Source organism: Brevundimonas sp. UBA2416, from assembly GCF_002343105.1.
GTDB lineage: Bacteria > Pseudomonadota > Alphaproteobacteria > Caulobacterales > Caulobacteraceae > Brevundimonas.
The window spans coordinates 189,968-201,499 of record NZ_DDRM01000019.1; the positions used below are offsets into that span (position 1 = coordinate 189,968).

14 protein-coding genes are annotated in these 11,532 nt (G+C 67.6%); 7 read left to right on the plus strand and 7 right to left on the minus strand.

The features are described from left to right. Positions 1–139: 139 nt before the first annotated feature. From B3E43_RS07345 to B3E43_RS07360, 4 genes are all read right to left on the minus strand, one after another. Entirely contained in the window at positions 140–919 is a 780-nt protein-coding gene (locus tag B3E43_RS07345) for a thiazole synthase (protein ID WP_292028010.1), read from the minus strand. A 39-nt stretch (positions 920–958) separates the two neighbouring features. Further along, complete coding sequence (locus tag B3E43_RS07350) at positions 959–1,471, minus strand: hypothetical protein (protein ID WP_292028012.1); 513 nt, start codon at positions 1,469–1,471, stop codon at positions 959–961. A 79-nt stretch (positions 1,472–1,550) separates the two neighbouring features. After that, a complete protein-coding gene (gene thiS, locus B3E43_RS07355) occupies positions 1,551–1,751 on the minus strand; it encodes a sulfur carrier protein ThiS (RefSeq protein ID WP_292028014.1) in 201 nt (66 codons plus the stop codon). Between the two features lie 54 nt (positions 1,752–1,805). Beyond that, positions 1,806–2,654 carry an ion transporter gene (locus tag B3E43_RS07360; RefSeq protein WP_292028016.1) on the minus strand — a complete coding sequence of 283 codons (849 nt, stop codon included), beginning with the start codon at positions 2,652–2,654 and terminating at the stop codon, positions 1,806–1,808. Between the two features lie 193 nt (positions 2,655–2,847). Here B3E43_RS07360 and aroQ point away from each other — a divergent pair, with 193 nt between their 5' ends. From aroQ to aat, 4 genes are read left to right on the plus strand one after another with little or no spacing between them, the layout of a single operon-like run. Next, the gene (gene aroQ / locus B3E43_RS07365) at positions 2,848–3,315 is read left to right on the plus strand and encodes a type II 3-dehydroquinate dehydratase (RefSeq protein ID WP_292028018.1); all 468 of its coding nucleotides are present in this window, start codon (positions 2,848–2,850) and stop codon (positions 3,313–3,315) included. A gap of 19 nt (positions 3,316–3,334) precedes the next feature. Beyond that, positions 3,335–3,853 (plus strand): acetyl-CoA carboxylase biotin carboxyl carrier protein, encoded by a 519-nt coding sequence (gene accB, locus B3E43_RS07370; protein WP_292028019.1) that lies wholly within the window; start codon positions 3,335–3,337, stop codon positions 3,851–3,853. A gap of 16 nt (positions 3,854–3,869) precedes the next feature. Further along, a complete protein-coding gene (gene accC, locus B3E43_RS07375) occupies positions 3,870–5,222 on the plus strand; it encodes an acetyl-CoA carboxylase biotin carboxylase subunit (RefSeq protein WP_292028021.1) in 1,353 nt (450 codons plus the stop codon). Continuing rightward, positions 5,219–5,914, plus strand: a complete 696-nt coding sequence (gene aat, locus B3E43_RS07380) for a leucyl/phenylalanyl-tRNA--protein transferase (RefSeq protein WP_292028142.1) — start codon at positions 5,219–5,221, stop codon at positions 5,912–5,914. Before accC ends, aat begins: the two co-directional genes overlap by 4 nt. Here aat and B3E43_RS07385 read toward each other — a convergent pair. Both B3E43_RS07385 and B3E43_RS07390 read right to left on the minus strand, forming a co-directional pair. Next, positions 5,881–6,531: a DUF2155 domain-containing protein gene (locus tag B3E43_RS07385; protein ID WP_292028023.1), complete on the minus strand. Its 651-nt coding sequence runs from the start codon at positions 6,529–6,531 to the stop codon at positions 5,881–5,883. The two genes, aat and B3E43_RS07385, sit on opposite strands and share 34 nt — an antisense overlap. Continuing rightward, on the minus strand, positions 6,528–6,920 hold the full coding sequence (locus B3E43_RS07390; RefSeq protein ID WP_284222487.1) for an NADH:ubiquinone oxidoreductase subunit NDUFA12: 393 nt from the start codon (positions 6,918–6,920) through the stop codon (positions 6,528–6,530). The genes B3E43_RS07385 and B3E43_RS07390 overlap by 4 nt, the downstream gene beginning before the upstream one ends. Positions 6,921–7,127: 207 nt before the next feature. Here B3E43_RS07390 and B3E43_RS07395 point away from each other — a divergent pair, with 207 nt between their 5' ends. From B3E43_RS07395 to B3E43_RS07405, 3 genes are all read left to right on the plus strand, one after another. Then, entirely contained in the window at positions 7,128–9,533 is a 2,406-nt protein-coding gene (locus B3E43_RS07395; protein ID WP_292028027.1) for a TSCPD domain-containing protein, read from the plus strand. A gap of 64 nt (positions 9,534–9,597) precedes the next feature. Beyond that, positions 9,598–10,089 (plus strand): pentapeptide repeat-containing protein, encoded by a 492-nt coding sequence (locus B3E43_RS07400; RefSeq protein ID WP_292028029.1) that lies wholly within the window; start codon positions 9,598–9,600, stop codon positions 10,087–10,089. 63 nt (positions 10,090–10,152) lie between these two features. Further along, positions 10,153–11,079, plus strand: coding sequence for a pentapeptide repeat-containing protein (locus B3E43_RS07405; protein ID WP_292028031.1), 927 nt, complete (start codon positions 10,153–10,155; stop codon positions 11,077–11,079). A gap of 6 nt (positions 11,080–11,085) precedes the next feature. On the opposite strand, the gene B3E43_RS07410 is transcribed toward B3E43_RS07405, so the two are convergent. Next, on the minus strand, positions 11,086–11,532 hold a 447-nt coding region (locus B3E43_RS07410), incomplete at its 5' end, for an amino acid--tRNA ligase-related protein (RefSeq protein WP_292028033.1).

Sequence of the window (11,532 nt, forward strand, 5' to 3'; positions counted from 1 at the left end):
TACTGCCCAAACCCCCACGGGGCCGGTCTTTGACAGCACAGTTTCACCCGCGCGCCCGCCCAGGGACGCGAGGTCCCGACCGCCCGAACTCAAAATTCAAACGATCCCGACCGCAATTTTTGGGGTCGATTGAAGACTCTCAGATCAGGCCGCTCAACGGCGAGCTCGCGCTGGCGTACATCCGGCGCGGCATCCGCCCCGCCAGATAGCCCTGCCGCCCCGCGATCACCGCATGCTTCATCGCCGAGGCCATCAGGATCGGATTGGTCGCCCCCGCGATGGCCGTGTTCATCAGCACCGCGTCGCAGCCGAGCTCCATCGCCAGGGTCGCGTCCGACGGCGTGCCCACCCCGGCGTCGACCAGCACCGGCACCTTGGCCTGTTCAATGATCAGCCGGATGTTGACCCGGTTCTGGATGCCCAGTCCCGAGCCGATCGGCGCGGCGGCGGGCATGATGGCCGCCGCCCCCGCCTCCTCCAGCCGCCGGCACATCACCACGTCGTCGGTGCAATAGACCATGACCTGGAAGCCGTCCTTGATCAGCAGCTCCAGCGCCCGCAGAGTCTCGATCATGTCCGGATACAGGTGCGCCGTGTCCGACAGCACCTCCAGCTTGACCAGGTCCCAGCCCCCGGCCTCGCGCGCCAGCCGCAGCGTCCGCACCGCGTCCTCGCCGGTGAAGCAGCCGGCGGTGTTGGGCAGGAAGGTGAACCGGTCCGGCTTCACATAGTCGACCAGCATGGGCTGGCTGGGGTCCGACAGATTCACCCGCCGCACCGCCACGGTGACGATCTCGGCCCCCGCCGCCTCGGCCGCCTCGGCATTCTCCTGATAGGTCTTGTACTTGCCGGTGCCGACGATCAGCCGGCTGGAGAAGGTCCGGCCGGCGACGGTCCAGGTGTCTTGGGGAAGGGTCATGGCCCTGACCTAGTCCGACCGTCGCGCGGACGAAAGACCCTAGAAGGAATCGATCAGCTCGCCTGTGGCGTAGCTCTTGCGGATCCTCCTGAGGCGCCGGGTCAGTTCCTCGAAGTCATCGACATCGCTGGCGATGCGCCGGTTAAGTGGGGCCGCGATCTGATAGAAGACGTTCAGGCCGTAGCAATCGGCCAGCAGACGAGCCGACTCGGAATCGATCGCATCGATCTTCCTCAGCTTGGCGATGTTGAGGAAATGGCGCGCCACGATCCGCCTGGCGGTGTTGACCTTGATCGCCTCGGCTTCGCGGTTCGCCATCTGTGCCGACCAGATTTCAGCGAAAGCCTCGCCGTGCTGCCGCTTCCAGGCCAGCAGGTCATTGCAGGAATCCCGCATTTCCGGCGAGTCGTACCGCGCGGCCATGCCGAGATAGACTGAACTCTGCTGAGCTCGTTTGGCGTGGCGAATGCTGAAATAGCTGAAGATTGCGGCCGCCATCGCGCCCAGCGCCGCGACCGCCTGAATGACCCCGGATAACAGGTCCTGATCCACGACGCCCCCCGACGTTCAGATCCATGATGTCTGCATAGCGTGGTTAGCCCCACAAGGCCGATCAACCCGAAGGTGAAGCTCAGCCGCCACCGACGAACTGCACCAGTTCCACCCGGTCGCCGTCGGCCAGCGCCGTCGATCCGTGCAGCGACCGCGGCACGATCTCCAGATTGCGCTCCACCGCCACCTTGCGAACGTCCAGCCCCAGCTCCTCGACCAGCGCCAGGATGGTGTCCGCCGAAACGGCGCGATCTTCTCCGTTGACCTGAATGCGGGGCAAGCGACCGTCCTTGAGTATCGGAGCCGCCTTCTACAACGCCCCCATCGGCCGTCGCTACCCCCGGGCCGGCAGTCGGGCCGCCAGATCGCCGATGGCCTGTTTCAGGGCGGCGATCTCCCCGCGCAGGGCCGCCATGTCGGCGACCTCCTCGGCATGGACCTGCTGCCGCTCCTCGCTGGCCAGCCGCAGGTCTTCCTCCAGCTTGTGCCGCTCGGCCTTGGCCTCCTCCTCGTGCTCGCTCTGCATGGCGTTGACGACGATGCCGATGAACAGGTTCAGCATGGTGAAGGTCGTGCACAGGATGAAGGGCACGAAGAACATCCAGGCGTACGGGTGCACCTCCATCACCGGCCGCACGATCCCCATCGACCAGCTCTCCAGCGTCATGATCTGGAACAGCGAATAGGCCGAAGACGGAATCGAGCCGAACCACTGCGGGAAGTCGCCGCCGAACAGCTTGGTCGCCATGACCGAGGCCACATAGAAGATCAGCCCCATCAGCAGGACGATCGACCCCATGCCCGGCAGGGCGCTGATCAGGGCCCCGACCACCCGCCGCAGCGATGGCACCAGGGTGATCATCCGCAGCACCCGCAGGATGCGCAGCGCGCGCAGCACCGAGAACGGCCCCGCCGCCGGCACCAGGGCGATGGCCACCACGGAGAAGTCGAACAGGCTCCACGGATCCCTGAAGAAGGCCGCCCGATGCACCGCGATCCTCGCCACGACCTCCACCACGAAGACGGCCAGCACGACCTTGTCCAGCACCAGCAGCGCCGGCCCGATCCGCGCCATGACCCACGGACTGGTCTCCAGCCCCAGGGTGACCGCATTCAGAATGATCAGGGCGAGAATGAACTGTTCGGTGCGCGGCGACGTCACCAGTTGTCTGAGCCGTTCCAAGTCAGTCTCCATGGGGCATTGCGCCGCAGCCCTTGCCGCAATCCCGGGCGGGGCGCCAGATGGCCCGATGCCGCGACTGGACATTCCGCGCCATGCCCTTAGGTCAATCTTTCAAGCGGGCGGTTTGATAACCGTGACGCCTCAGCTAAAAGGCCGGTCCGATTCCGGTCGGACCGTCGTATCCGCGAGCGCAATGCCCGACACTCCCGTCCTCTACGTCCTGAACGGCCCGAACCTCAACCTGTTGGGGGTCCGCGAGCCTGACATCTATGGCCGGGAGACCCTCGCCGACGTCCAGGCCCTGTGCGAACGGGCCGCCGTCGGCGCCGCCGTGGTCTTCCGCCAGACCAATCACGAGGGCGAACTGATCGATTGGGTCCAGGAGGCCCGCGAAAAGGCCTCCGCCCTGGTCATCAATCCCGCCGGCTACGGCCACACCTCCGTGGCCCTGCTCGACGCGTTGAAGACCCTGGCGATCCCGATCGTCGAATGCCATCTGTCCAACCCGGCGGCGCGCGAACGCTTCCGGCATCGCTCCTATGTTTCGCCGGTCGCCGCCGGCGTGGTTTCGGGTTTCGGCCCATTCAGCTACGAACTGGCCGTCAGGGCCGCTCTGCGGCTGGCGCAGGAACACCGCGCCGCCGCCGACCGTTCGGTTTAGAAGGTAACAAGAGGCTCCCATGGCCGAATCCAAGACACCCGCGCCGAAGCTCAAGAACGAAGCCGAGATCGACACCACCCTGGTGCGTCAGCTGGCTGACATCCTGAACGACACCTCCCTGACCGAGATCGAGGTCGAGCGCGGCGAGCTGCGCATTCGCGTCGCCCGCGAGATCGTGGCCGCTCCGGTCATGCAATACGCCGCAGCTCCGGCCCCGGCCGCGCATGCGCCCGCAGCGGCCCCGGCCGCCTCCGCGCCGGCCGCCATGCCGTCGGACCCCGCCACGATCGTCGCCAAACAGGGCGAAGAGGTGAAATCGCCGATGGTCGGCACCGCCTATCTGCAGGCCTCGCCCGAAGCCCCGCCCTTCATCGCCGTCGGCGACAAGGTCAAAAAGGGCCAGACCCTGCTGATCGTCGAGGCCATGAAGACGATGAACCCGATTCAGTCCCCCCGCGATGGCGTGGTGGTCGAGGTTCTGGTCGGCGACGCCCAGCCGGTCGAGTTCGGCGAGCCCCTCGTCCTGCTCGAGGCGTAGGCCCAAGGATCCGAACATGTTCACCAAGGTCCTCATCGCCAACCGCGGCGAAATCGCCCTGCGGATTCACCGCGCCTGCAAGGAGATGGGCATCTCCACCGTCGCCGTGCACTCCGAGGCTGACCGCGGCGCCATGTGGGTCCGCCTGGCCGACGAAAGCGTCTGTATCGGCCCCGCCCCGGCGGCCAAGAGCTATCTCAACATCCCGTCGATCATCGCCGCCGCCGAAATTACCGGCGCCCAGGCCATTCACCCTGGCTATGGCTTCCTGTCCGAGAACGCCCGCTTCGCCGAGATCGTTGAAGCCCACGGCATGACCTTCATCGGTCCCAGGCCCGAGCACATCCGGGTCATGGGCGACAAGATCACCGCCAAACAGACGGTGCTCGACGCCGGCATTCCCTGCGTCCCCGGCTCGGCCGGCGAGGTCGAGACCATCGAGGACGCCATCGCGGCCTCGAAATCCATCGGCTTCCCCCTGATCGTCAAGGCGGCCGCCGGCGGCGGCGGTCGCGGCATGAAGGTCGCCCTGACCGCTGACGATCTGGTCGAGGCCGTCCAGACCGCCCAGTCCGAGGCCACCGCCGCCTTCGGCAACGGCGCCGTCTATATGGAGCGCTATCTCCAGAAGCCGCGCCACATCGAGCTTCAGGTCATCGCCGACAGCCACGGCAATGTGGTCCACCTCGGCGAGCGCGACTGCTCGCTGCAACGCCGTCACCAGAAGATCCTCGAGGAGGCCCCCTCGCCCGCCCTGTCGGCCGCCGAACGGGTCGCCATCGGCGAGACCGTCAACAAGGCCATCGCCGCCATCGGCTACCTCGGCGTCGGCACCATCGAATTCCTCTGGGAAGACGGCGAGTTCTTCTTCATCGAGATGAACACCCGCCTGCAAGTCGAGCATCCGGTTACGGAAATGATCACGGGCGTCGATCTGGTGCGCGAACAGATCCGCATCGCCGCCGGCCTGCCGCTCTCGTTCAAACAGTCGGACGTGACCTTCACCGGCCACGCCATCGAATGCCGGATCAACGCCGAGAACGCCGAGACCTTCACCCCCTCGCCGGGCACCATCACCGACTTCCACGCCCCCGGGGGCCTGGGCGTGCGGCTGGATAGCGCCATCTTCGCCGGCTATTCGATCCCGCCCTATTACGACAGCCTGATCGGCAAGCTCATCGTCCACGGCCGCGACCGCGAGGAGTGCATCGCCCGCCTCAGGCGCAGCCTGAACGAGATGGTCGTCGGCGGCATCGACACCACCATCCCCCTGTTCCAGAAGCTGCTGCAGGAGCCCGACATCCTGTCCGGCGACTACGACATCCACTGGCTGGAAAACTGGGCCAAACGCCAGAAGGGCGAAGGCTGAGCGACCCGGGCTTCAGCGCCGACGGCCCCTTCGGCGGCTTCGGCCCCGACGAGCTGCTGAACTGCTACGCCACCGGCGTCTTCCCGATGGGCGAGGCCCGTGACGATCCGCGGATATTCCTCGTCGAGCCGGAACAGCGCGGCATCATCCCGCTGGACCGGTTCCACGTCCCGACCCGCCTCAAGCGCACGGTCCGCGCCGACGGCGTCTCGGTCCGGGTCGACACGGCCTTCGACGCCGTGCTGGACGCCTGCGCCGCCTCCGGTCCGGGCCGCGACGACAGCTGGATCAACGCCCCGATCCGCCGCCTCTACATCGAGCTCTCCGCCCGTGGCCACGCCCACAGCATCGAATGCTGGCGCGACGAGACCCTGGTCGGCGGCCTCTACGGGGTCACCCTCGGCGGGGCCTTCTTCGGCGAGAGCATGTTCAGTCGCGAACGCGACGCCTCAAAGATCGCCTTGGTGCATCTGGTCGCCCGGCTGAAGCGCGGCGGCTGGCGGCTGCTGGATACCCAGTTCCTGACCAGCCACCTCAGCCAGTTTGGTGCGATCGAAACCCCGCAGCCGGCGTACCTCAAACTGCTGCGTGCCGCCCGCCCGCTGCGTCCCAACACCCGCTCGCTGTTCGCCCCGATGAGCGGTTCAGAAGCGCTGTTCTACGCCTTGCAGCCAACAATCCAGGCGTCATAGATCGGATGCTGCAGCCCACTGACGGCGGGCGATGAAGCGAACATCCAGCCGCGGAAAATCTGCCGCGGTTCGCTGACCTGGATAACGCCCCGCGGCTGCAGGCTGACTTCCAGATAGGCGACGGCGTCGGACACCTGTTCGTCCGGCGCGGAGACTTCGCAGGCCCGGGCGGTAAAGATCAGCGTGCGCTGGAACCGGACCGGGCGGCCTCCGACCTCGACCTCGAACCGCATCGATTCGGCCGTGATCTTGTCGATAGCCTCCACGATCGCCACGCGACGGCGCTGGCGACGGGAGGGGGCGGCCGGCGCCTCTACGCGCTTGACCGGAGCCTCCTCGGCTTCCGCTTCCTCGTCTTCCTGTCCTTCGACATCGGTAACCGCGATGGGCGGAGTGACCGGGGTCACGGCGATCGGCGAGGCCGGCGCCGGCGCGGCTTCCGGCGCAGGCTCGATCGGCGGGGCTTGAGCCGGCGTCTGACGATTGAGGGCGGCCGTAGGGTCCTGGATCGGGACCGCGTCCTGGGGCAGATCATTGATGGCCGACGCCAGAACGCCGCCGGAAGCCAGAAGCGCCGCCACGGTCACACCGGTCAGGATCGCCCCGCGCAGAGTCATTCCGGACGCCAGGCTTCGTAATCACCGGTCGCCGGCGGGCGCACGCCATCGGCGGCGAGCGAACCCTTGGGCCGCCACGCCATCGGGGTGCCGGTCAGATTGGGCAGGTGGTCCTCTTCCCACGCACGGCGCGGGAGCGGCTGATCCGTCGGCAGTTCGTCGAAGGTGTAATGCAGCCAGCCATGCCAGTCCGGCGGCACCTTCGAGGCGTCAGCATAGCCGTTATAGGTCACCCAGCGGCGACGGCGGCCATCATAGCTCGAGCTGTCGCGGGAAAGGTAGTAGCGGTTGCCGAACTCGTCCGTCCCCACATGCTCGCCACGCTTGGCGATCGTGAAGAAGGTGCCGATGGTGGCGCCACTGGTCCAGCCGAAAATCCTGCCTAGCACGTCGGGAAATCCACTCACGCAAGGTCGGCCGGCGGGGGCCGGCGACGCAGGCTGCATTATAGAAAGCGGCGAGGCCGGCGTCCAGCACCGCGCGCAGCCCTTTAGCCTCAACATCTTGGGGGTAACCAGGGCCGGACACGCCAGATTTATTGCCGCAAAGCCCGCCGCACCGCTAATCTGGCCGAAAGGCCACGACGAGTCCGCCGCATGCGCTTTCCATTCGCCTCCCTCGCCGCCGCAATGCATCGGCCAGTCCGGGAGGTCGAGCGCCCGGACCGCTTGGTCGCCTTGCGCGCGCCAGAGAGCTGGACGGACGTTCAGGTCGAGGCGTGGCTGGACTGGGCCGAGGCCGAGGGCCTGGTGGCGGATGGCGAAGACTTGCTGGCGGAAATCGCGGTCGCATGGGCGCGACGTACAGCGCCGGACAATGCAGGAGAGCTGGCGGCGACCATACTGCTGGGACTCGCCTCTCCCGCCCGCACGTCGGGTTTCGGCGTCGGCCTGATCAACCTGTCCGAACCCGACGCAGCGCGCCGTTTGCGGGCGGAGTCCGCTCTGCGACGGGGAGAGCGCCTGGCCGCTGGCGCCGTCGATGCGGTCGCCGCGGCGCTGGAGCGCGTCGCTGACGCCGTGACTCGCTGCGAAGGACCAAGCGCGGACTGCGCCGATCCGCAGAGAAATCCAGCCCTGACGCGGGCGGCGCTCGCCGCCCGCCGGACGGGAGCCGCCGACGCCGACATTATCCGGGCCATCCAGGGCGAGCGGTTCGACGTCGCTCCGGTGCCCCGCGCGCCCTCGCCGCCCCGTCTGGCGCTGGCCGACCGGGCCATGATCGCCTCCGGCGCGCCCGAGGCCCACGCAGCGGCCGAGGCCGCGCTGGATGGCGACCTGATCCTGACATTCGATCCGGCAGCGGCGGAGGCCGTGTCGGAAGCCAGGCGAACGCCGGCGGTCCTCCTGTCCCTGCCAGCGCTGGAACGGGTTGCCGGGACAGAGTTTGAGCCCGCTCTCCGTGACCTTGTGCGCCTCTGGACCGCTGCGCTTGCTGGCGGTGGGGGATCGACCGTGGCCATCGGACTGGGTGGTCTGGTGGATCACGTGCTCTACAGCGCGTCCCCTGCGGACGTGTCCCGCGCAGATCAGCTTGCGGAGCTGGTCCGTACGGGGGCAAGCGACGCCTCAGTCGCGCTCTTCGTCGACGATATCGAGGCCGGTCTCAGGCTGGGCCTTTCCCCGCTCTCGACCTTCGATTGCTGGCAGACAGCAGATGGTGGCGTGGCGCGGCGCCTGCGGCCCTCGCTGGCCGCTGCGATCGAGCAGTGCGGCGGCGACGTCGAAGCTGCTGAACGCCGCCTCTTCGGTCGACGCACGCTGGTCGACGCACCGGGCGTCGACCATACGGCCCTGCGGGCAAGAGGGTTTACAGATCTGGAACTTGAGGGGCTGGAAGACGCCCTGGTGCATGTCGACAACCTCGGGGACGCCTTCCGGTCCCCTGTGCTGGACGCCGGCTTCCTGCGCGACGTGCTGGGCTTCGAGGACGCCGCGGGCGATCTGCTGCCCCAACTCGGCTTCTCGGCCGATGACGTCGCCCGCGCCGAGGCCTGGGCATTTGGGCACGGCGACCTGACGGACTGGGAGGACTCCCCTGCGGACCTTCGGGACATTCTCTCGGACCCGGCAGCTTACGAGGCTGCGCTTCGTGCCGAGCTGGATGCTGTCAGCGCCATTCCCGACTCAGCTCCTTTGCTGATCGACTGGCGCACCACGCCGGCCCAGGCCGCCCGACTGTTGGCCGACGCCGCCCGGGACGGGCGGCGTGCTGTCCGGTTGAAGCGGGATGCGCCCCCCGCCGGCCCGCTGCTGGACCTGGTCGAGCCGGAGCCGGCTGCGCGCCCACGCCGCTGGGAGCCAGAGACGAAGGCGGTCGAGCGCGTGGTGGAGAGGGTTGTCGAGCGAGACCGCACCCGCCGCAAACTGCCGGACCGCCGCAAGGGCTATATCCAGAAGGCCGCGGTCGGCGGACACAAGGTCTACATCCACACGGGCGAATACGAGGACGGCGAACTCGGCGAGATCTTCATTGATATGCACAAGGAAGGCGCCGCCTTCCGCTCGCTGATGAACAATTTCGCCATCGCGATCTCCATCGGCCTCCAATACGGCGTGCCGCTGGAGGAGTTTGTCGACGCCTTCGTCTTCACGCGGTTCGAGCCGGCCGGGACGGTCACGGGGAATGACTCGATCAAGTCCGCGACCTCGATACTTGACTACATCTTCCGCGAACTGGGCGTGTCCTACCTTGACCGTCATGAACTGGCCAACGCCGAGCCCGATCCGCTGAGTGGCAACGGCCTCGGGGCCCTGGAAGGCGATGGCGACGCGCCGGAGGCCGTCCCGGCGGCCCGGTTCATCTCCAAGGGCTTCGCGCGCGGCGCGGCGCCGGACAACCTGGTCGTTCTGCCCTTTGGCCAGAAGCGTGAGACGCCGGTCACATCTCATGTCGCCACCGAAGCGGTTGCCTGTCCGGCCTGCGGTGACTTCTCGCTTCAGCAGCGCGGCGTGGGCTGGACTTGCGACACCTGCGGCGCGGCGCCATCGATGCAGGGTTGATCAACGAATTGGCGTCATGATGCTTCGTGTCGGGCCTCGCCCGACGCCGAGACCGGAGCCCGCCATGAAGCCGATCCTGACCGCAGCCGTCGTCGCCGCCCTTGTCGCCGTCGCCGTCCCTGCTGTCGCCCAGAACGCCGGCCAGATCGCGCGGGTGCGCGGCGGGGCGAGCTGCGCCGGCTGCAACCTGTTCCAGGCCGAACTTTCGGGGCTTGAGGCGCGTGGGCTGAACCTGTCCGGTGCACGGTTGCGGCAGGCGGACCTGAGTCTGACCGTGATGAACCGGACCCGGTTCTCCAACGCCGACCTGCGAGACGTCGAAGCCTACGGCGGCGTGTTCTCGAGCTCGAACTTCTCGGGCGCCAATATGACCAATGCCAGCTTCGTCGGAGCGAATCTGGACGGGAGCGGCTTCTCTGGCGCAACCCTGACCGGAGTCAATTTCTCGGGGGCGTCGCTGCGGCGCGCGACCGGTCTCAGCCAGGCCCGCCTGAACCAGGCTTGCGGCGATGAGGCGACCCAACTGCCGGCCGGCCTGTCCATTCGCCACTGCTAGAATGACCCGCACCTTACAGCGAATTAAGTAGGGTTTGCCGATGTTTGAAGTCATGAAAGTGGCGTGAAACAGATCGCTGCACCCCTGTTCCGTCGCCTCCCAACCGCTGGCCTTGCGCTCGGCGTTGCGATGGCGGCCCTCGCCGCAGCCGGTTCGGCCAGCGCTGAAATCCAGTTCCAGTACCAGTACCAGGACCGCGATGTCGCCCGGATGGTGTCGCTTGGGGGAACCTGCAACCGCTGCGAACTGTCCGGCCGGGATCTGACCGGCGCCGCCTTCACCAATGCGGTCTTCACCAACGCGACCCTCGTCGGCGCCAATCTGCGTGGGGCGGAGCTGGTCGGCTCGAACTTCTCCGGCAGCGACTTCAGCCGCGCCGACCTGTCGGGCGCCGAGATGGTGGGCGCAGATTTCACCGGCGCAAACTTCTCGGGCGCGGACCTGACCGGGGCCGAGGCCATGGGCGCGACGATGGTTCGGGTGCGTCTCGCGGGAGCGGACCTTACGGGGGCCGCGTTGAACGGGGCCAATATGAATGGCGCGGTCATGACCGGTGCAGACCTGAGCACCGCAGAGCTGAACGCGGCGACCCTGGCCAACGTCAACGCCCGTTCGGCGGACTTCTCCGATGCGGAGATCGCCATGTCGAACCTGTCGAACGGCGACTTCCGCTCCGCCGATTTCAGCGACGCGACCCTGAACGGCGCGCTCCTCACTGGCGGCCGGTTCGCCGGCGCTGACTTTGACGGCGTATCGATGAACCGCACCGACATCCGGGGGACAGACCTGTCGGGCGTCCGCGGCCTCAGCCAGGCCCAGGTCAGCCGGGCCTGCGGCGACGCCCATACCCGTCTGCCTGCCCGACTGAACGTCCGCGTCTGCCGCGGCGTCAGCCTGAGGCGCATCGCGCCACCGGCTCCCCCGGCTCCGCCCGCGCCGCCGGTCCCGCCGCGCTCGCGGAACCTCGTCGTGGCCAGTTCCGACCGCTGATCCCCGTCAGCCCTTAAGGGGCAGCGCTGCACGGATGTGCAGCTCCTTGTACTGACGCTCGGCCGCATCCGAGGGTGCGCTCATCAGCAGATCCTGCCCCTGCTGGTTCAGCGGGAAGGCGATGACCTCCCGGATGGCGGTCTGGTTGGCCAGCAGCATGACGATGCGGTCGATGCCGGGGGCCAGACCGCCGTGCGGCGGCGCGCCGTAGCGGAAGGCGTTGAGCATGCCGCCGAACTGGTCCTCGACGACCGAGGCGTCATAGCCGGCGATCTCGAAGGCCTTGAGCATGATGTCGGCCTTGTGGTTCCGGATCGCGCCGGAGCACAGCTCATAGCCGTTGCAGACAATGTCGTACTGGTAGGCGAGGATGTCGAGCGGGTCCTTGGTCGTCAGGGCCTCCATCTCGCCCTGCGGCATGGAGAAGGGGTTGTGCGAGAAGTCGACCTTCTT

Coding starts and splice junctions, on each gene's coding strand:
- accC (WP_292028021.1), top strand. CDS start 3,870: ATGTTCACCAAGGTCCTCATCGCCAACCGCGGCGAAATCGCCCTGCGG.
- aroQ (WP_292028018.1), top strand. CDS start 2,848: ATGCCCGACACTCCCGTCCTCTACGTCCTGAACGGCCCGAACCTCAAC.
- B3E43_RS07395 (WP_292028027.1), top strand. CDS start 7,128: ATGCGCTTTCCATTCGCCTCCCTCGCCGCCGCAATGCATCGGCCAGTC.
- B3E43_RS07385 (WP_292028023.1), bottom strand. CDS start 6,531: ATGACTCTGCGCGGGGCGATCCTGACCGGTGTGACCGTGGCGGCGCTT.
- B3E43_RS07345 (WP_292028010.1), bottom strand. CDS start 919: ATGACCCTTCCCCAAGACACCTGGACCGTCGCCGGCCGGACCTTCTCC.
- accB (WP_292028019.1), top strand. CDS start 3,335: ATGGCCGAATCCAAGACACCCGCGCCGAAGCTCAAGAACGAAGCCGAG.
- B3E43_RS07400 (WP_292028029.1), top strand. CDS start 9,598: ATGAAGCCGATCCTGACCGCAGCCGTCGTCGCCGCCCTTGTCGCCGTC.